At 52.1% G+C, this 20,194-nt stretch carries 11 protein-coding genes, 1 tRNA gene and 3 pseudogenes; 7 read left to right on the forward strand and 8 right to left on the reverse strand.

From position 1 onward, the window contains the following. Positions 1-100 precede the first annotated feature (100 nt). Entirely contained in the window at positions 101-1,186 is a 1,086-nt protein-coding gene (locus KQP84_RS10995) for an acyltransferase family protein (RefSeq protein ID WP_215846563.1), read from the forward strand. A gap of 1,017 nt (positions 1,187-2,203) precedes the next feature. On the opposite strand, the pseudogene putA reads toward KQP84_RS10995, so the two are convergent. Beyond that, positions 2,204-6,149, reverse strand: a pseudogene (gene putA, locus KQP84_RS11000) (trifunctional transcriptional regulator/proline dehydrogenase/L-glutamate gamma-semialdehyde dehydrogenase). Positions 6,150-6,598: 449 nt separating this feature from the next. Here putA and putP point away from each other — a divergent pair. The 5 genes from putP to phoH all read left to right on the forward strand — a co-directional run bounded on the left by putP (position 6,599) and on the right by phoH (position 12,919). Then, positions 6,599-8,083, forward strand: coding sequence for a sodium/proline symporter PutP (gene putP, locus KQP84_RS11005; RefSeq protein WP_215846564.1), 1,485 nt, complete (start codon positions 6,599-6,601; stop codon positions 8,081-8,083). Positions 8,084-8,277: 194 nt separating this feature from the next. Continuing rightward, positions 8,278-9,162: an iron uptake transporter permease EfeU gene (gene efeU / locus KQP84_RS11010; protein ID WP_215846565.1), complete on the forward strand. Its 885-nt coding sequence runs from the start codon at positions 8,278-8,280 to the stop codon at positions 9,160-9,162. Continuing rightward, positions 9,159-10,277 (forward strand): iron uptake system protein EfeO, encoded by a 1,119-nt coding sequence (gene efeO / locus KQP84_RS11015; RefSeq protein WP_215846566.1) that lies wholly within the window; start codon positions 9,159-9,161, stop codon positions 10,275-10,277. The genes efeU and efeO overlap by 4 nt, the downstream gene beginning before the upstream one ends. A 2-nt stretch (positions 10,278-10,279) precedes the next feature. Then, positions 10,280-11,554 carry an iron uptake transporter deferrochelatase/peroxidase subunit gene (efeB, locus tag KQP84_RS11020; protein WP_215846567.1) on the forward strand — a complete coding sequence of 425 codons (1,275 nt, stop codon included), beginning with the start codon at positions 10,280-10,282 and terminating at the stop codon, positions 11,552-11,554. A 576-nt stretch (positions 11,555-12,130) separates the two neighbouring features. After that, a complete protein-coding gene (gene phoH, locus KQP84_RS11025; protein WP_215846568.1) occupies positions 12,131-12,919 on the forward strand; it encodes a phosphate starvation-inducible protein PhoH in 789 nt (262 codons plus the stop codon). A 137-nt stretch (positions 12,920-13,056) separates the two neighbouring features. Here phoH and KQP84_RS11030 read toward each other — a convergent pair. Next, positions 13,057-13,144 (reverse strand) — tRNA-Ser (locus KQP84_RS11030). Positions 13,145-13,155: 11 nt separating this feature from the next. After that, on the reverse strand, positions 13,156-13,389 hold the full coding sequence (locus KQP84_RS11035; protein WP_215846569.1) for a hypothetical protein: 234 nt from the start codon (positions 13,387-13,389) through the stop codon (positions 13,156-13,158). On the opposite strand from KQP84_RS11035, the pseudogene phoA reads away from it, so the two are divergent. Beyond that, positions 13,388-14,793, forward strand: a pseudogene (gene phoA, locus KQP84_RS11040) (alkaline phosphatase). The gene KQP84_RS11035 and the pseudogene phoA sit on opposite strands and share 2 nt — an antisense overlap. 146 nt (positions 14,794-14,939) lie before the next feature. On the opposite strand, the gene msrA reads toward phoA, so the two are convergent. From msrA to eptA, 5 genes and pseudogenes are all read right to left on the reverse strand, one after another. Next, the gene (msrA, locus tag KQP84_RS11045) at positions 14,940-15,473 is read right to left on the reverse strand and encodes a peptide-methionine (S)-S-oxide reductase MsrA (RefSeq protein WP_215846570.1); all 534 of its coding nucleotides are present in this window, start codon (positions 15,471-15,473) and stop codon (positions 14,940-14,942) included. A gap of 60 nt (positions 15,474-15,533) precedes the next feature. Further along, positions 15,534-16,100: a flavin reductase family protein gene (locus tag KQP84_RS11050; RefSeq protein WP_215846571.1), complete on the reverse strand. Its 567-nt coding sequence runs from the start codon at positions 16,098-16,100 to the stop codon at positions 15,534-15,536. Positions 16,101-16,435: 335 nt separating this feature from the next. Beyond that, the gene (gene pmrB, locus KQP84_RS11055; protein WP_215846572.1) at positions 16,436-17,527 is read right to left on the reverse strand and encodes a two-component system sensor histidine kinase PmrB; all 1,092 of its coding nucleotides are present in this window, start codon (positions 17,525-17,527) and stop codon (positions 16,436-16,438) included. Continuing rightward, positions 17,524-18,202: pseudogene (pmrA, locus tag KQP84_RS11060) on the reverse strand (two-component system response regulator PmrA). Before pmrA ends, pmrB begins: the two are co-directional and overlap by 4 nt. After that, positions 18,199-19,839 (reverse strand): phosphoethanolamine transferase EptA, encoded by a 1,641-nt coding sequence (gene eptA / locus KQP84_RS11065; RefSeq protein WP_215846573.1) that lies wholly within the window; start codon positions 19,837-19,839, stop codon positions 18,199-18,201. Before eptA ends, pmrA begins: the two are co-directional and overlap by 4 nt. Between the last annotated feature and the right edge of the window lie 355 nt (positions 19,840-20,194).

Consider the following 20,194-nt stretch of genomic DNA (forward strand, 5'->3'; position numbering starts at 1 on the left):
ATCCTTCATTGGCGAATAATCACCTAATAATTCTAAAAACCTAGTGCAATACCTCGCATTGTTTATTCAGCATTCTGTACCACACAGCAGGAGTCAATAAATGAACAACACCAAGTCAGATGAAATATTGTGGGTGAATACCCTAAAAGGCGCCTGTATTCTGTTGGTCGTGCTGTATCACACAGTATTGCCTGGGTTTGAAAGCACGCTGAAATATCTCTCTGCGGGATGGATTCCTGCTGAAATATGGGTGCAGTTTAATACTGTTTTGTCGCCGTTACGAATGCCAGCTTTTTTCTTTGTTTCTGGTTTATTGGCGACGAATGGAATTATGAAGCGGCCATGGAAACAGGTATTCACCAGCCGAATTACTAATCTATTCTACCTTTATATATTATGGGGATTCATTCAATGGTGGTCGATTGTTGGCATATCCACTGAAATTACCGGTCAACGTATTTCTCAAAACTTAAACGCTGCTTATGCAGGTTCTTTATTTGAATTTCTAAAATTAACCTTTATGGCCATGAGTACTTCCTGGTATTTGTACGGATTGGCGATATATTTCCTGTGTGCGAAGATGTTTCGCCAATATAAGTTGGCGCTGTTTATCGCGGCGGTGGTCCTTAACTATCTTGCTGTCGAGAAAATCATTCCGTATTGGGGACCGCAAAGCGTTGCGCAATATTTTCTGTTCTTTTTATTGGGCGCTTTTTGCAGCAGCACCATGTTGCGTCTCAGCGAATGGCGTCGTGAGAACTTCATGCCTTGGGCAATCTTGGCGGCGCTGGCCGGTATCCATGTGATTTTTGGACTCGATAAAAGTCTGTTTACCTGCATTATCGCGGTGTTGTTTAGTGTGGCCGCCTGTCGCTGGCTAAACCAGCATTTCAGTATGTCTTACATGAACTGGATTGGACGCAACACGCTACAAATTTATGTGATACATCGCATCTTCATTGAGTTCTTTGGCATGTCGGCGATTTTGTTTGCCCAACGTCACCATCTGTTTGAACAGGCCTGGTTTTCGTTTATATGGGCGTGCTTCTACCCGTTGGCTATCGTGGCCCTTTGTTCACTCTGTTCGGTTGCTGTGTGGTCGCTCACCAACCGTGGATTGGGGCAATCGCTGTTTATTTTCCCAACGTTGATTGGGATGAAGCGGAACCGCAGTCCGTCGGTGTAGCGGAGGGAGGGTGCCCAATGTGGGCACTTTCACGCTTGCAGCGGGCTAAGGTCAGTGCACGGAGTGCGGATTTCGCTTGCAGCGGGCTGTGCAGGTGACTCACTCCGTGAAGATTCCGCCCGCCAGGCGCTGGGCAGTTTCATCTGCTCCGGGCAGGCGGACGTGTTAAGGGGCTCACGCCAGCCCCTTAACAATCCCGGCGTCCGGCAGACTCCGCGCCACGCTTCGCGCGGTTCCTTCGTCACTCACCCGGCCTGACGGACCGGCTGGACTCGCCGTCCTGGCTCGACCCAGCCTCTTCGCGGCATCCCTGCCGCTCGCCCTGGCCTCCGTTCTTTCCTCAGCGCTGCGTATGCCTCCGGCACCCCACCGCCTGCCACTTTCTTTTCTTTCTTACATACATCCTCGTCTGAAACTCCGATGCGCCAAAAATAATTTCAAAACTCAAAACTCAAAACTCAAAACTCAAAACTCAAAACTCAAAACTCAAAACTCAAAACTCAAAACTCAAAACTCAAAACTCAAAACTCAAAACTCAAAACTCAGTTCATAAATTTAAAGCCCACAGACAAGTCTGTAGTAATTCAGTAATCGAAGACGCGAGAAGGCGGAATGGGTTTATGAGATTCACAGCAGCGCTAAACATACAAGAAAAGGTGCCGCTGTTGCAGCGGGGTCTGCCAGAGGCCATTTCACTCGCCGAGAGAGTGAGGGATTTCAGGACGAGCGGCAGGGATGCCGCGATGAGGACGGGGTGAGCCAGGGATGGCGAATCCGTCCGGTCCGTCAGAAATCGTGAAAAAACGAGGGAACCGCGAAGCGGCGAGGGGGCTGGCCGGAAGCGCGGGTCAAGGGTTGCCGCTCAGCAACCCTTGTCGGTCGCCCGCAGGGAGGAAATGAAACTGCCCGGCTGGCGGGCGAACGAAACAGCCACCGCGCCCGGTTCGGCGCCCCGGACTCAAGCGCCGGTTCGCGCCCCGAACCCAAGCGCCCGGTTCGCGCCCCGAACCTCCATCCTTACCCGATGGTCATCAGACTGGCATTCCCACCTGCGGCAGCAGTATTCACACTCAGTGAGCGCTCAATCAGCAACCGCTCCAGCAGCAAATTAGTTTCACCACGCGCAAAGCCCTGTACCGAAACAATCGCGCCGTTGCGCGCAGCAATCTGTTCGCAGAGCGTGCGGAGCTGATCGGCATCTCCATGATAAATCACCGCATCAAACGCTTCAGCCAGCGGATCTTTCGCCAGGCTAACGCGGGCTTTCACTGCGGCAGGCAGGCTTGCCAGCAAGGTGCGATGTAATTCGTCATCCGGCCACACCGCTGTGCTACCGACGCTGGTTACCGCAGCCAGCTGAGTTAACGCATCCTGCTGGTTATCGGCCAGACACAACACGCTGTCGCGCGGTAACAGTGAGAAGGTGTTGCGCTCGCCGGTTGGGCCAGGCAGCAGACGTACCGTTCCGGCCTGCGCCAGATCGGCATACTGTTGACACAGCATCGCCAACTCCGGCTTCTCTTTTGCCCACTCGCTCAGCGCCTTATGCGGTTCCAGCAGCGCCTGACGCAGCGTGCTGTCTGCTGGGCGTTCAGCATCCTGACGATCAAAGGTCAGACGCAGCGCGCCATCCGGGCGGTGAGAGAGCAAGCGATAGAGGTAAAGCGGGCCACCCGCTTTCGGGCCGGTTCCAGACAAGCCTTCGCCGCCAAAGGGCTGCACGCCCACCACCGCACCCACCATGTTGCGGTTAACGTAAAGGTTGCCGACTTTGGCATTGGCCGTCACCTGCGCGATGGTTTCATCGATGCGCGTGTGGACGCCTAGCGTCAGCCCGTAACCAGAAGCGTTAATGTGATCGACCAGTTTAGGTAAATCGTTGCGTGTGAAGCGCACCACATGCAGCACCGGACCAAAAACTTCTTTATCCAGATCACTGACCTGATCCAGTTCAATCAGCGTTGGTTTGATAAAGGTGCCGGTTGCCCACTCTTTGCTGTCCTGCGGGTTTTCCTGCACGGCCTGATACACGGTGAAGCCTTTATTGCGCATCGCCTGAATGTGACGCTCAATGTTCTCTTTCGCTTCGGCATCAATCACCGGACCGATATCGGTTGAGAGACGCTCAGGATTACCCATACGACATTCTGCCATCGCACCGCGCAACATTTTGAGGGTGTGATCGGCAACATCGGCCTGGATACAGAGTAAACGCAAGGCAGAACAGCGTTGACCGGCGCTGTCAAAGGCCGATGCCACGATATCCGTCACCACTTGTTCAGTCAGCGCCGAGGAGTCGACGATCATTGCATTCATGCCGCCGGTTTCTGCAATCAGTGGGGTAGGACGGCCTTGAGGATCAAGGCGACCCGCCAGATTACGCTGCAGCAGCGTGGCAACAGCGGTTGAACCGGTAAACATCACGCCACGTACGCGCTCATCGCCGGTCAGCTGTGCGCCAACAGTTTCACCCTGGCCGGGCAAAAGCTGCAACACGCCAGCTGGAACGCCTGCATCCAGCAGAATCTGCACCGCCTGTGCGGCAATTAATGGCGTTTGCTCAGCCGGTTTAGCCAGCACGCTGTTACCCGCCGCTAACGCAGCAGCAATCTGGCCGGTAAAAATCGCTAATGGGAAGTTCCACGGGCTAATACAGACCACCGGGCCTAATGGACGATGCGTTTCGTTGTCGAAATCATCGCGCACCATGCCCGCATAGTAATAGAGGAAATCGACCGCTTCGCGCACTTCTGCAATGGCGTTGTTGTAGGTTTTACCCGCTTCACGCACCAGGATGCCGAGCAGCTGTTGCATCTGGCTTTCCATGATCTCTGCAGCGCGTTCCAAAATGGCGGCACGCTCTTCCGGTGGCGTTGCGAACCAGATCGGACCCGCATTCACGGAGGCATCCAGCGCTTGCGACACTTCCTGCTCGCTGGCTTCACGTACGTGGCCCACAACATCATTTGGCATGGCAGGGTTAATGACGGCACGGGTTTCACCCGCGATCAGTTCGCCATCAATAATCGGCTGTGCCACAGTGGGATGTGCCGCGCTGCTGAGCAGGGCGCTGGACAACGACGCAAGGCGATGCTCGTTGGCCATATCCAAACCGGCAGAGTTAACACGGTATTTGCCATAAAGCTCACGTGGCAATGGAATCTTCGGATGCGGTAGGCCAATAGCCCCTTCGCTGGCACCCATTTTTTCCACTGCGCTAACCGGATCGGCCACCAGCTCATCAATTGGTAACGACGTGTCAGCGATGCGGTTAACGAATGAGGTATTGGCGCCGTTTTCCAACAGACGACGCACCAGGTAAGCCAACAGTGTTTCATGCGTACCTACCGGCGCATAAATGCGGCAAGGTCGATTCAGTTTGCCATCCGCAACTTTGCCCACCACCTGCTCGTAGAGCGGTTCACCCATCCCGTGCAGGCACTGGAATTCATACTGACCTGGATAATAGTTATTGCCCGCCAGCTGGTAAATGGCCGCCAACGTATGCGCATTGTGGGTCGCAAACTGCGGATAAATCAGGTTCGGCACCGACAATAATTTGCGGGCGCAGGCCAGATAAGAGATGTCGGTATACACCTTGCGGGTATAAACCGGATAACCTTCCAGGCCTTCCATTTGGGCACGTTTGATTTCGCTGTCCCAATAGGCGCCTTTTACCAGGCGGATCATTAGGCGACGGCGGCTGCGTTGCGCCAGATCGATCAATTCATCAATCACAAACGGGCAGCGCTTCATGTAAGCCTGAATCACAAAGCCGATACCGTTCCAGCCTTCCAGTTCCGGCTCGAAGCAGAGTTTTTCCAGCAGATCCAGCGACAGCTCCAGACGATCGGCTTCTTCTGCGTCAATGTTAATACCGATGTCATAAGAGCGCGCCAGCAGCGTCAGCGATTTCAGAATCGGATAAAGCTCTTCCATTACGCGTTCATATTGCGCGCGGCTATAGCGTGGATGCAGCGCAGAAAGCTTGATCGAAATGCCAGGGCCTTCATAGATGCCGCGCCCGTTTGAGGCTTTGCCAATCGCGTGAATCGCCTGTTGATAAGAGACCAAATAGGCTTTGGCGTCGCTGGCGGTCAGCGCGGCTTCACCCAGCATGTCGTAGGAGTAGCGGAAACCCTTCTCTTCCAGCTTGCGGGCATTTGCCAACGCTTCAGCAATGGTTTCGCCCGTAACGAATTGCTCTCCCATCAAGCGCATCGCCATGTCTACGCCTTTACGAATCAGCGGTTCGCCACTTTTCCCGATAATACGGTTAAGCGAATGCGAAAGATTCGCTTCGTTATGGGTAGAGACCAAACGACCGGTAAACAATAAACCCCAGGTTGCCGCGTTGACGAACAGGGAAGGGCTGCGGCCAAGATGCGATTGCCAATTGCCGTTGCTGATTTTGTCGCGGATTAACGCATCGCGGGTAGGCTTGTCAGGAATACGCAACAGCGCTTCCGCTAAACACATTAGCGCAACACCTTCCTGAGAAGAGAGAGAACTCCTGCAACAGGCTTTGCACCATCCCAGCGCGCCCAGTTGCCCCTTTTTGGTGCCGGAGCTTGTCAGCCAGCTTGTAGGCTAACTGATGGGTTTTTTCTGCCAGCGGAGCAGGAAGACGCGCCTGTTCCAACATCATCGGTACCGCATCCGTTTCGGGGCGACGCCAGGCGGCAGTCACCGTAGAACGCGTAACCGACTGCGGCAGAATCTGCTCAGCGAAGTCAAGGAACGGTTGATGGGACTCGTCTGGCGCGGCTTCATCACCTTCTGCCGCGGCCAATGCCGACAGCGGAATTTCCGGCAGTGAAATGCCCGTTTCAAGCTGGCCAAGATAGTTAAAAATCGCTTGCTTGATCAGCCAGTGCGGCGTGCGATCGATGCGTTGTGCGGCCAGTTTAATGCGCTCGCGAGTCGCATCATCCAGTTTTACACCCATGGTGGTTGTACCCATGACTCCAGTGCTCCTTAAAAGTGGTTCGGTACGGCGTGGCCAGCACTATCACTCATGTTGCAACTTTGTGCAACCATGTTAATCGTGAGCCAGATAGCAAGGTTTCCACGTCGTCGAATGTTAAATTTCAAAATGCGGCACAGATCTTGCTGCAAGAATCTGGCCAACGTGGCAGGCCAGAGAAACTGCGGGTTTTATAAGAACGTTCTTGGGTGCAACTCCAGATCTGTGAGCGAGTGCAACCTCTGAGCAATTTTTCGCAAACGGTTAGTGAAATCGCTGTAGCGCCTGTGTTAAATCCATTGTGCGCGTCACGCCTTTCCGGCAGGATACTGCGCCTCGGGGAAATGGCTCATGCCCTGATGAGGATACGCTGCCTGGTTACCCCGTTCCGGCAACCACCAGCAAGCGATTTCTCTGGGGAAATTAAATAATAAATGGAGAGACAGATGAGTATAAGCACACCAATGTTGGTGACCTTTTTGATTTATATTCTCGGGATGATACTGATTGGCTTTATTGCCTACCGTTCAACCAAGAATTTTGATGATTATATTCTGGGTGGTCGTAGCCTCGGTAGCGTAGTTACAGCCTTGTCCGCAGGGGCATCTGATATGAGCGGCTGGCTGTTAATGGGGTTGCCAGGTGCCATTTTCATTTCTGGTATCTCCGAGAGTTGGATCGCTATCGGCCTGATTATTGGCGCATGGCTAAACTGGAAAATTGTAGCGGGTCGCCTGCGTGTTCAAACGGAGCACCACAACAATGCCCTGACGCTGCCAGACTTCTTCTCCAGCCGTTTTGAAGATCACAGTAAAATTCTGCGTGTCATCTCCGCGATCGTTATCCTGGTTTTCTTCACTATCTATTGCGCCTCGGGCGTGGTGGCCGGGGCGCGCCTGTTTGAAAGCACCTTTGGCATGAGTTACGAAACCGCATTGTGGGCTGGCGCCGCAGCTACCATCCTCTATACGTTGGTGGGCGGATTCCTGGCGGTCAGCTGGACCGATACCGTGCAGGCCAGCTTGATGTTTTTTGCGCTGATTCTGACGCCTGTCATTGTGATTATCTCGGTCGGCGGCTTCTCAGATTCACTGGCAGTGATTGAAGCCAAAAGCCTCGAAAATATCGACATGCTGAAAGGGCTGAATTTTGTTGCGGTGATTTCGTTGTTGGGCTGGGGCTTGGGCTACTTTGGGCAACCGCATATCCTGGCGCGCTTTATGGCAGCGGATTCGCACCGCTCCATTCGTACCGCACGCCGCATTAGCATGGCCTGGATGATTTTGTGCCTGGCAGGTGCCGTGGCGGTCGGCTTCTTCGGCATCGCTTATTTCCAGAACAATCCATCACAGGCAGCAGGCGTGAGTGAAAATGGCGAACGCATCTTTATCGAACTGACGCGCATTCTGTTTAACCCATGGATCGCCGGTATCCTGCTTTCCGCCATTTTGGCAGCAGTGATGTCAACGCTGAGCTGCCAACTGTTGGTCTGCTCCAGCGCCTTGACGGAAGATCTCTATAAAGGGCTGTTTCGCAAAAACGCCAGCCAGAAAGAGCTGGTTTGGGTAGGGCGCTTAATGGTGCTGTTGATTGCGATAATCGCCATTGCGCTGGCTTCGAATCCAGAAAACCGCGTACTGGGTCTGGTGAGCTATGCCTGGGCAGGTTTTGGTGCTGCCTTTGGTCCGGTTGTGCTGTTCGGCGTTTGCTGGAAGCGCATGAACCGCAATGGCGCGCTGGCCGGTATGATTATCGGTGCCGTTACGGTGTTGGTATGGAAACAGTATGGCTGGCTGGATCTGTATGAAATCATCCCAGGCTTCATTTTTGCCAGCATCGCAATTGTGGTTTTCAGCCTGATGGGCCGTGCGCCGTCAGCCGAAGCCATGAAACGTTTTGATGCGGCAGAAGCGGAGTTCCAGACGAAATAACCTGCTTTCCTACCGAAGCCTGCCTTCTGACAAGGCGGGCTTTTTTATGGCTTGTTACAAAGCTTCTTGCGACAAAAGCGAAATAATCTCACTCAGCAACTTGTTTTTTACTCAGCGATAATGATAATCGAACTCGTTTAGATTTACGAAAATTTACTTGTCATTGACGCTGCTTAACATTCAAGAGGTTGGCGATGTTTGTTCCGTTTCTCATCATGCTGCGTGAAGGCTTAGAAGCCGCATTGATTGTCAGCCTGATCGCCAGCTATTTGAAGCGCACCCAGCGTACTCAATGGTTTCCTGCCCTGTGGGCTGGCGTATTTATTGCCGCTGCGCTCTGCCTTGCGCTAGGTATCTTCATCAACGAAACCACCGGCGAATTTCCGCAAAAGCAGCAAGAGCTGTTTGAGGGCATCGTGGCCGTCATTGCGGTGGTGATTCTGACCTCAATGGTGTTTTGGATGCGTAAAGTGGCGCGCAACATCAAAGGCGAGCTGGAGCAAGCGGTCGATCAGGCGCTGACAAAAAAGGGCGGCGGCGGGCTAGCGCTCGTGTTGATGGTGTTTCTTGCGGTGGCGCGGGAAGGGCTGGAATCGGTATTTTTCCTGCTGGCCGCCTTTACGCAAGATGTTGGATACGCGCCACCGATCGGTGCGGTGCTAGGCCTGGCCACGGCGGTGATACTCGGCATGCTGCTCTATTGGGGCGGTATTCGGCTGAACATGGCGCATTTCTTTCGCTGGACCAGCGTGTTTATTTTATTTGTCGCGGCGGGTCTGGCGGCGGGTGCGATACGCGCTTTTCATGAGGCGGGCCTCTGGAACCATTTTCAGGATGTGGCCTTTGATCTCAGTGGCACCTTATCTACGCATTCGCTGTTCGGCACCTTGCTGGAGGGCATATTGGGTTATCAGGAGGCGCCAAGCATCAGCGAAGTCACGGTCTATTTCTGCTATCTGATACCGTTTTTACTGCTTTTTTCACGCCAACGCGACCGACCACATCAGCTGCCGTGCGCTAAGCCATTACTGAGCGCGCACCTCGCGCTCGCCATAATCATTAAAGGGACAGAATTATGATGACGCGTTTCCGCCGCAAGGCACTGCTGGCTTCGCTGCTGGCTATCTCTGGTTCAGCCGCAGCCGCAGCCGTTCCGCAGGTTACCGTTAGCGTGAATGACAAACAGTGTGAGCCGATGTCACTGACGGTAAAGGCGGGTAAAACCCAATTCCTGATCAAGAACAACAGCCAGAAAGCGCTGGAATGGGAAATCCTGAAAGGTGTGATGGTGGTCGAAGAGCGCGAAAACATTGCACCGGGCTTCAGCCAGAAAATGACGGCCACGCTGGAGGCTGGCGAATATGACATGACCTGCGGGCTGCTGAGTAATCCGAAAGGTAAGCTGATTGTCGAAGCCAGCGGTACAGCAACAGCGAAGAAGGGCGGCGATGTGATGCAGTTGGTTGGCCCGATTAGCGAATATAAAGCTTACGTTACCGGTGAAGTCGCACAGTTGGTTAGCGGCACGCAAGCCTTTACCGATGCGGTGAAAGCGGGCGATACAGAAAAAGCCAAAGCGCTGTTTGCCCCGACTCGTCAACATTACGAGCGCATTGAACCGATTGCAGAACTGTTCTCCGATCTCGACGGCAGCATTGATGCCCGCGAAGATGATTATGAAAAGAAAGCGGAAGATCCTAAGTTCACTGGTTTCCACCGTCTGGAAAAAGCGCTGTTTGCGGACAACAACACCAAAGGTATGGAAGGTTATGCTGATCAGCTAAACAAAGATGTATTGGATCTGCAAACGCGCATCAGTGAGTTGGCTTTCCCGCCAGCAAAAGTTGTGGGTGGTGCCGCCGGATTGATTGAAGAGGTCGCTTCCAGCAAGATTTCCGGTGAAGAGGATCGCTACAGCCGCACCGATTTGTGGGACTTCCAGGCCAACGTTGATGGCGCACAGAAGATCGTTGAACTGCTGCGACCTATGGTAGAGAAAGCCAATCCACAGTTATTGGCGAAAGTGGAGGGTAACTTCAAAAAAGTCGATACCATTCTCAGCAAATACCGCACTAAAGAGGGCTTCGAATCTTATGAGAAGCTCACTACCGCTGACCGTAACGCGCTGAAAGGCCCGATTACCGCACTGGCAGAAGATCTCTCTTTATTGCGTGGAACCTTGGGTCTGAATTAAGCATGAGCAATCAGCAGGATGACGCGCAACCTGCGCGTCGTCGTTTATTAAAAGGGTTAGGCTTGCTGGGCGGCGCGGCGGCGTTAGGCGGCGGTTGCCCGTTTCATGCTGCCGCCGAAAGCTTTTCTCCCGGCACGGTGACACCCAATGCGCGCCAGCAGGTGCAACCGTTTTATGGTCAGCATCAGGCGGGCATCATTACGCCACAGCAGGCATCAATGATGCTGGTGGCGTTTGACCTGTTGGCCAGTGACAAAGCCGATCTGCAACGCTTGTTCAGATTGCTCACGCAGCGTATCGCCTTCCTGACTACGGGCGGGCCCGCGCCAGTCGTCACAAACCCGCAACTACCGCCAATGGATTCAGGCATTTTAGGGGCGCAGATTGCGCCTGATAACCTTACCATCACCGTTTCGGTAGGCACGTCGCTGTTTGATGAACGCTTTGGTTTAGCTGCGCATAAACCAAAAAAGTTGCAGGTCATGACGCGCTTTCCTAACGATTCGCTCGACGCGAATCAATGCCATGGCGATCTGCTGCTGCAAATTTGCGCCAATACTCAGGATACGGTGATTCACGCGCTGCGCGACATTATCAAACACACGCCCGATCTGCTCGGCGTGCGCTGGCGGCGTGAAGGCTTTATCTCAGATCACGCCGCACGCAGCCTGGGCCAGGAGACGCCGATCAACCTGCTGGGTTTTAAAGATGGTAGCGCTAATCCCGATAGTCATGACGCTGCGTTGATGAAGCAGATGTTATGGGTCACTGATGACCAGGATGAACCCGCATGGGCGCGCAACGGCAGTTATCAGGCGGTGCGTATCGTCAGTTTCCATGTGGAAATGTGGGACCGCACGCCACTGGGCGAGCAGGAGACCATTTTTGGGCGTGAGAAGCTGAGCGGGGCGCCGCTGGGCATGAAGCACGAACGCGATGTGCCGGATTACAGCCGCGATCCTGACGGTGAAGTCATTGCATTGGATGCGCATATTCGTTTGGCCAATCCACGTACCCCTGAAACTGACAGCAGTTTGATGCTGCGACGCGGTTACAGCTATTCAGCCGGCATCTCTGCTTCTGGTCAGTTAGAAATGGGCCTACTGTTTGTCTGTTATCAGCACGATTTAGAGAAAGGGTTTATTACGGTACAGAACCGGCTGAATGGCGAAGCGCTGGAAGAATATATTCGTCCGATTGGTGGCGGATATTTTTTTGTTTTGCCCGGCGTTGCTGATGAGAATCATTATTTAGCGCAATCGCTACTCGAAGCCTGATTGCATTTTAGCCATCACCTTCTGCTGCGCCGTCGGCAGGAGGTTTCTCGTCTTGCAACTGCCTTCTGAGTTTATTCAGACAAAAAATTACGGATTCTCCTAAACTTTCCCAATAAAGATGAATATAGTAACTCTCTGTTAAATATAATTAATTTAATTTAAATGCGTAAATTTCTTACCCCGAATTACGCAATTTCTTTGCCGTCAGGTAAAATTAGTGTTGCAAACCCACGTGAAGATGATGCAATTTAATCCTTAAGCGTAATCAGACGTGTTGATGTATCACACTGGAGTTCGCGCATGGGTCGAACCTTATATGGACAGCTAAATGTAATTACCGCATCGCAATTTTTTGCGAGGGCTAATTTTCCCCTTGAACTCCACTTCTCTGACCTTTTCTTTCCAAATCGAATTCTTCGTTGTCCGGTGTACAGCAATGCTGTTGCGCTGCTGCATACCTTTCTTCATGGTCATCACGGCTTACAAGGAAGCCAATCAAAACCTCTAAAGCGTTCACGTAATCGCAAAGGGCCAACAGCCTGGAGCGGGAAATGAAACCAACTGTAAGGTGCCACTATGGGAAGACAGAAAGCAGTGATCAAAGCGCGTCGAGAAGCCAGACGAGTGCTTCGCAATGACTCTCGCAGTCATCGTCAGCGTGAAGAAGAATCGGTCACTTCGCTGGTGCAAATGGGTGGGTTAGATTCAATTGGCATGGCACGCGATGCGCGTGACCGGGGGCCAATTGAAGCTCGAAATGAAGCTCAGGCGCACTATCTCAACGCCATAGAAATGAAACAGCTGATCTTTGCAACTGGTGAAGCAGGTTGCGGTAAAACCTGGATCAGCGCCGCGAAAGCGGCTGAGGCCCTGATTCATAAGGATATCGACAGGATAATCGTCACGCGCCCGGTGCTACAGGCGGATGAAGATCTGGGGTTCCTCCCCGGAGATATCTCAGAGAAATTCGCCCCGTACTTCCGACCGGTTTATGACATTCTGGTTAAACGTCTTGGCGCATCCTTCATGCAATATTGTCTGCGTCCAGAAATCGCCAAGGTAGAGATCGCGCCATTTGCTTATATGCGCGGACGTACCTTTGAAAATGCGGTCGTTATTCTGGATGAGGCGCAAAACGTCACCGCCGCGCAGATGAAAATGTTTCTTACACGCCTTGGCGAAAACGTCACGGTAATCGTTAACGGTGATATTACCCAGTGCGACTTGCCCGCTGGGGTGCCTTCCGGTCTTGCAGACGCGTTAGCGCGTTTCGAAGAGGACGAGATGGTTGGCATTGTCCGTTTCGGCAAAGGGGATTGTGTACGTTCGGCGCTCTGCCAGCGTACGCTGCATGCTTACAGTTAGTCGTTGATTGTACTAGAGTTCGATTGAGTTGATGTAGCGCAAAACCCGGCTTCGGCCGGGTTTTTTTATGCCTTTATTATAAAAATAAAACGCAAAAAAAATGCCTGAACAGATGTTCAGGCATTTCTTTGAAATGTTGGCGGTGAGAGAGGGGTTCGAACCCTCGATACGTTGCCGTATACACACTTTCCAGGCGTGCTCCTTCAGCCACTCGGACACCTCACCACATTTTTTTGTTAACCGCGCTGGGTCAACGGGGCGGTACTATAGGGATCAGGCATAAAACGGTCAAGCACTATTTTTCTCTTTTCTTCTATTCGCTTAAGCTCTGAACGAATCGCTGTAGCGCTGCGCAGCTTGCTGATTTTGTCATCAAAATGACATCCTGCCGACACAAAAATATCACCAAACCGTCGCAAACTTAGCGCCTGAAATCTCTGGTAATTATTGCTCATAAGGAAAGACAACATGACTCAGGCTCGCTTATTGACGGTTTCTCTGCTCACCAGCTTACTCGCCACCTCCGCCATTGCTGAAACAAATACCTATTCTCGCGCAGCACAAGGGGATCTCAGTCAGCACGGCGGAGCCCGACGTTTAACTGGCGATCAGACTGAAGCGTTGAAAGCCTCGTTACGTAATACCACCGCGAAAAACGTGATTTTACTGATTGGCGATGGCATGGGTGATTCAGAAATCACTGCTGCGCGTAACGTAGCAGAAGGGGCGGGCGGTTTTTTCAAAGGCATCGATGCACTCCCGCTTACCGGACAATACACGCACTATTCACTGGATAAGAAAACCCATAAACCAAATTACGTTACCGATTCAGCAGCCTCAGCCACTGCCTGGGCAACCGGCACCAAAAGCTATAACGGCGCAATTGGCGTAGATGTGAATGGCAAAGATCAGATCACGCTGTTGGAGTTGGCGAAAGCAGCGGGCAAGGCGACCGGTAACGTTTCGACCGCTGAGTTGCAAGACGCGACACCCGCCGCGCTGATGGCGCATGTCACGTCCCGTAAATGCTACGGGCCGGAAAAACCAGCGAGCTTTGCCCGACTAACGCCTTAGAACAGGGCGGTAAAGGCTCGATTACCGAGCAGATGTTGAAAACGCGGCCGGATGTCACCTTAGGCGGTGGCAGCAAGAGTTTCAATGAGGTGGCGAAGGCGGGTGATTATCAGGGGAAAACACTGAATGAGCAGGCCCAGGCGCTAGGCTATCAAATGGTCAATGACTGGCAAGGGTTGACCCGTATTACTACCGCCAACCAGCAGAAACCGCTGCTTGGGTTGTTTTCAGCGGGCAACATGCCTGTGCGCTGGCAAGGGCCAAAAGCCAGCTATCACGGCAATATTGATAAGCCGGTAGTCACCTGCGAAGTGAACAAGGATCGTCCGGTCGCAACACCTACGCTGGCGCAGATGACCTCGAAAGCCATTGAATTATTGAAAACCAATGAGAATGGCTTCTTCCTGCAAGTAGAAGGCGCTTCCATTGATAAGCAGGATCACGCGGCGAATCCTTGTGGTCAGATTGGTGAAACCGTTGATTTGGATGAAGCGGTACAGCAGGCGCTGGCGTTTGCGCGTGAAGAGGGCAACACGCTGGTAGTGGTGACAGCGGATCATGCACACAGCAGTCAGATTGTTGAAAATGGCACTAAAGCACCAGGCTTGACCCAAGCCGTTAATACCAAGGATGGCGCGATTATGACCATTAGCTACGGCAACTCGGAAGAAGATTCGCAGGAGCATACCGGTTCACAATTGCGTATTGCGGCTTATGGGCCACATGCAGCAAACGTAGTGGGTTTAACCGATCAGACGGATCTGTTCTTTACGCTGCGTGATGCGATGGCGTTGAAGTAAGGCCGGGCAGCACCGCAATGAGCATAGTGCAGTGTCTTCCTCCCCCTTTATGGGGGAGGAACGAGGTGGGGACAGCGCACACCTCATAAAAAACGCGCTCTCCCGAAAGAGTGCGCGCCTCAATCAAAAACCACTGCGTCGAAAAACTACGCTTTCACGCGGTTAGCAAAACTTTTACGCAGCTTCTGCAATTTAGGTGGGATCACCGCCATGCAATATCCATTGCGCTGACCGGCTCCTTCCCAGTAATCCTGATGATACGCTTCGGCGGGATACCACTCTTTCAGCGGTTCAATGGTGGTCACCACCGGCACGGAATGATCCGCTTGAGCACGCTCAATGGCAGCACGCGCTTCCGCTTCCTGTTCTGCATTAGCAGGGAAAATTGCTGAACGATACTGTGTGCCAATATCATTGCCCTGACGATTAAGCTGGGTCGGATCGTGAGTCACAAAGCTAATATCCAGCAGGTCACCATAGCTCACTTGCTCTGGATCGAAACCGATACGAATCGCCTCTGCATGACCGGTTGCGCCGCTGCAGACTTGCTCGTAGGTGGGATTGGGACGTGCGCCGCCGGTATAACCACTTTCAACGGACTCAACGCCAATCACATCCTTAAATACCGCTTCGGTACACCAAAAACAGCCGCCTGCGATCACTGCGTATTCGATTGCCATAATGCTTTACTCCTGTCAGGTCGAAAGGAAACAGGTGGGGGCGCGGTGCGCGCATTTCAACTAAATCAGCATCTCTGGCTTAAAATCCTTGCTCTTATCCAGCATCTTATCGCCCATGATGGTGAAGCGGCCTTCACCGGTATAGTGCAGCGTCGTGGGAAATTCGGGCTGTTCCGCAACGTGCGCTTTAACGATTTCAAAGATAAACAGGTTGTAGTTATCGACCATGGAATCGTCGTAAAGCTGACATTCAAAACTGGCAAAACACTCTGCAATTAATGGCGCACCTACGCTGTGTGCCGGTTCGGCTGTTAAACCAAAGGCATCAAACTTATCGAGTTTATCGCCATGGCTGTTTCCGATAGCCACAACTTTATCGATGAGTTCAGCCGTAGGGAGATTCAACACGCATTGCCCACTGTTACGGATCAGTTCGTGGCTAAAGTTCATGCTGGATATCATGCAGCCCACCAGCGAAGGAGAAAACTCCAAAACGGTATGCCAGCCGAGCGTCATGATGTCGCTCTGCTCCTCGAACTGCGAACTCAGCAGCAGCACCGGTCCAGGTTCAAGATATTTACGTGCTTTGCTCACGGGGAAGGTGTATTTGTGCATTCGTTGACTCATGGCTGCGCCTCTTTGATCAGAACCTAGCCATTAAGTGTAGAAGCCAAAAAGAAGGCGGCTGAGCCGCCTGATTAAGATGTGATTAACCCCGCGTCAGAACGAGCGACCGGCGCAAGACTAAGGAGGCGCAGCACGAATAAGTTCAATGGGCTGTGTTTATCAGTTGTCGGGCCGTAACGTTGTTTTACTGGCCTAAGGTTTCCTTAATCTCCCGCTGGGATACTCTCCTCACTGTATAAAGGAGAGAACCATGAAACAGATTATTAATTCCACCAGCGAGATGGCGACACTGCTGTTTAGCCTGTTGGTTATTATCGCTTTCCTTCACATTTGGTTTACGGCTTAACCTGGGGTGGCAGACTAAACTTCACCCATGCCCGGCAGCCTGAAGTGTGACGGCGATTCTCCAGGAAAAACTGACTTTTGTGTAGCTGAACGATGCGGCTGACGATGCTCAATCCCAATCCAATGCCGCCATAACGACTGTCCATCCGAATAAATGCTTTGCTGAGTTCGCCACTTTTACTTTCATCGATGCCGGGACCTTCATCTTCAACAATCAATGAAGGATGCGGCGCGTGGGTCACTTGCAGAGTAATGGTGCTGGCATGCGGGCTATAACGATGTGCATTTTCGACTAAATTACGTAACAGCATTTTCAATAGCGTGGCATCGCCACGAACAAACACTTCCTCTGCGACAACCAGCTTTAGCGACTGCTGATGAACCGCCAGCATGGTGCTGAGTTCATTCTCCATCGGCAGGACCACATCCTCAATTAACCCCACGTTTTGATAAGTACCCGACGTAAAAGATTGACCGGCGCGCGCCAGTTGCAGCAGTTGCGTCACGCTGTTGGTCATCTGATCAAGTCGCTGTAACAGCGGCTGCACGTTGATGTGGTTTTTGCGTTCAATCAACTCCAGATGCAGTCGCAATCCCGCCAGTGGAGTACGCAGTTCATGCGCCACATCTGCCGTAAAAAGCCGTTCTCGCTCGAGGCTGGTGGTCAGACGTGAAACCAGCTGGTTTATCGCCTGCGTCACGGCATTGATTTCGCGTACCGAACTGTCAGAGCGAAGCGGATCAAGATCTTCTTCGCTACGCTGTTCCAGCTGGCGTTGTAATTCTGAAAGCGGGCGGGTAATCCATTTTACCGCTTGATAACAGAGCAGCAGCGTCATGATGATCATCACCAGGCTTGGCACCGCCAGGCTGGCGACGGCTTCATGAACCTCTTTCTCAACATGGCGATTCATGTTGCGATTTTCCAACGTCGCTTCAACCAAAAACTGAATTTGCTCTTTGCTTTCATGCCAGAGCCAGGCAACGCTAATCAACTGGCAAAACAGCAAAATTAATCCAATCGCCAGCAATAACCGAAAACGCAGCGTACTGCCGTTGTGCTGCTTAATAACGTTTCTCATTGGGTCTCATTGTGTTTAAGCGGCTGCACCAGCGCATAGCCGAAACCTCGTACCGTGCGGATGGCGCCTTTGCCGATTTTGTCGCGCAAATTATGAATGTGGACTTCGAGTGTGTTGGTTGAAGGCTCGGTCTCAAAGTTATAGATATCCTGATAAAGGATCTCGCGGTGTACCGGGTTGCCCGCTTTAAGCATCAGTCGTGACAGGATGGCGAACTCTTTTGGCGTCAAATCCAGCAGCTGTTCGGCAAGATGGATTTGCCGGTGTGTCATATCCAGCGTTAAGTTGCCGACCTGAACCTGGCTGTCACCCTGGTTCACATGACGGCGGATCAGTGCCCGAATGCGCGCTAACAGCTCATCAAGAGAAAAGGGCTTGATCAGATAATCATCAGCGCCCGCATCCAGCCCTGCAATGCGCTCACTGATGCTATCGCGGGCGGTCAAAATCAGCACCGGCACTCTTTTTTCTGTCGGCGCAGACGCAGTAAAAGTGCAGACCATCTTCATCGGGCAAGCCCAAATCCAGCACCAGCAGGCTATACATGCCGCTAGCGAAATGCGCTTCAGCGTCACGTACCGTGGAAACGCCATCACACACGTAACCTTCGCCTTCCAGCGCTAACATTAAACCCTGCAACAGCAGGGCATCATCTTCCACGATCAGAATCTTCATTTCGGTGTACTCCGACACATCGTCAAAATGTCATCCGCGGGCTTATATTCATGCGTGGCGGTGCCGGTTAATCCCAGCACGGTAGAAAACAGATTATCCTGCGAAAAATCATCTGTCGCCGCCAGTTTGCTCAGGCAAGACGCATTCACGCCATAACGATGCTGATAATCATCCGATAACCACAGCAGCATCGGAATATGCTTTTGTGTTGATGGCGCAATCGCATAGGGCAAACCGTGCAGATAGGCGCCGTTTTCACCCAATGATTCCCCGTGATCGGAAAGGTAAACCAGGCTGGTAGTGAACTGCGATTGATGCGCACGCAACAGTCCGATCGCCTTATCAACCACGTGATCAACATACAGCAGGGTGTTGTCATAGGTATTCACTAACTGCTGCTGCGAACAATCCTGAATCTGATTGGTTTCACAGGTTGGTGTGAACTGACGAAACGACGGCGGATAGCGATGATTATAGGTCGGGCCATGGCTGCCAATGGTATGCAGCACGATGATGCCGTTGCCTTTGAGCTGATCAATGTACTGCTCCAAACCATGAAACAGCACGTCGTCATAGCATTCACCTTCAATGCACATGCCGGGTAGATTCAGGCTGGTCATATCCTGATGCGGCACACGGTCGCAGGCACCTTTACAGCCGCCATCGTTTTCATTCCACAGCACGCTGATCCCGGCGCGTTGAATAATATCCAGTAAACCTTCCTGATGGCTGGCCAGCGTTTCGTCATAATGCGCGCGCGGCATATTGGAAAACATGCAGGGTACCGACACCGCGGTTGCGGTTCCGCAAGAAACCGTGTGCGGGAAATAGATCACCTGATCTTTTGCCAGCAGCGGATTAGTTTGACGAGCGTAACCGGACAAAGAGAAGTTATCAGCCCGCGATGTTTCTCCTACGATCAAAATTGTCAGGTTCTTTTTTCCGCCTATCATTTGCGGTTGCTGGTGGGCGTCTTCACCAATCCTGACTAGCGGCAAATTCTCTAATTGATGGTGCCGGTAATAGGAGAGTGAGGCGGCAATGCTGTTGGAAGGGCTCAGCGCTTTAACCAGTTCGCGATGATTACGAAACAGTGAGGCGTAATCTTTATAGAACAGCAGGGCGACTAACAGAATGAGCGCAGTGGAGAGCGCAATACTGATCAGGCGATAGAGCAAACTTTTCCAGTAAACGGCCGGTCTTTTAATGCGTACCAGAAAAGCCAACAGCGCCATCAGGCCACCCGTCAGCAGCAACGCAAACAACAATTGAGGCGTTATCAGGGCATAGCTTTCAGAAACGGTGGTGTCCAGCATGTTCACGATCATCGAACGGTCAACAATAATGCCGTAGGTCTGGATGAAATATTGCGCCGAAGCCGATAACAAAATGAACAGCGCAATGACAACGCGGTCCAGCCATAGAAAGGAAGCCAGCGTGACAACAATGTTGATCACACTGAAAGCGACCAGCGGCATGGAAACAAACACCAGCACCGCATGAAGATCTGTCAGCGGCAATATCGCCAGTACCTGCCGGTAATAAGCAATGTTGAGGAAAACTGAAATATAAACAGAGAACAGAATCAGAAAAGTCAGGCGGTTTAGCACTGGCCTTTTCAACGGCAGCAAGGACATGGAAAGCACCAAATAATCAACAATGTGCAAGAGGTTGCCGATTTAAGATTAGGAAAACCTTAAGAAGCTTAAGCTTTGGCAAAGAGCGTCATGGGGTTGCTGAACGGTTTACTTTTGGTGGGGATATCACGCGTTCAAAAAGCGTTGCCTGAAGCAAAGAGTGGGGCACTGCTACCGTTAAAGATTGATACCGTTCTCCATTTCGAAAAATTCAAAAAATAAGCGTAGCGGCTGGCACAACATATGCATATTTGTGGCAAAAACCGACTTAGCGTCTACACTTTACGTCACGATGTATTTTTACAAGATGGCGTTATCAGCAAAAACGTATGCGTTTAAGGAGCGTGACTCATCA

The organism is Candidatus Pantoea bituminis, from assembly GCF_018842675.1.
Lineage (GTDB): Bacteria > Pseudomonadota > Gammaproteobacteria > Enterobacterales > Enterobacteriaceae > Pantoea > Pantoea phytostimulans.

Excerpts from the sequence above, each read along its gene's own strand:
- efeO (WP_215846566.1), top strand. The coding sequence starts at position 9,159 with ATGATGACGCGTTTCCGCCGCAAGGCACTGCTGGCTTCGCTGCTGGCT.
- putP (WP_215846564.1), top strand. The coding sequence starts at position 6,599 with ATGAGTATAAGCACACCAATGTTGGTGACCTTTTTGATTTATATTCTC.
- KQP84_RS11035 (WP_215846569.1), bottom strand. The coding sequence starts at position 13,389 with ATGTTGTCTTTCCTTATGAGCAATAATTACCAGAGATTTCAGGCGCTA.
- KQP84_RS10995 (WP_215846563.1), top strand. The coding sequence starts at position 101 with ATGAACAACACCAAGTCAGATGAAATATTGTGGGTGAATACCCTAAAA.
- KQP84_RS11050 (WP_215846571.1), bottom strand. The coding sequence starts at position 16,100 with ATGAGTCAACGAATGCACAAATACACCTTCCCCGTGAGCAAAGCACGT.
- msrA (WP_215846570.1), bottom strand. The coding sequence starts at position 15,473 with ATGGCAATCGAATACGCAGTGATCGCAGGCGGCTGTTTTTGGTGTACC.
- pmrB (WP_215846572.1), bottom strand. The coding sequence starts at position 17,527 with ATGAGAAACGTTATTAAGCAGCACAACGGCAGTACGCTGCGTTTTCGG.
- eptA (WP_215846573.1), bottom strand. The coding sequence starts at position 19,839 with ATGTCCTTGCTGCCGTTGAAAAGGCCAGTGCTAAACCGCCTGACTTTT.
- efeU (WP_215846565.1), top strand. The coding sequence starts at position 8,278 with ATGTTTGTTCCGTTTCTCATCATGCTGCGTGAAGGCTTAGAAGCCGCA.
- phoH (WP_215846568.1), top strand. The coding sequence starts at position 12,131 with ATGGGAAGACAGAAAGCAGTGATCAAAGCGCGTCGAGAAGCCAGACGA.
- efeB (WP_215846567.1), top strand. The coding sequence starts at position 10,280 with ATGAGCAATCAGCAGGATGACGCGCAACCTGCGCGTCGTCGTTTATTA.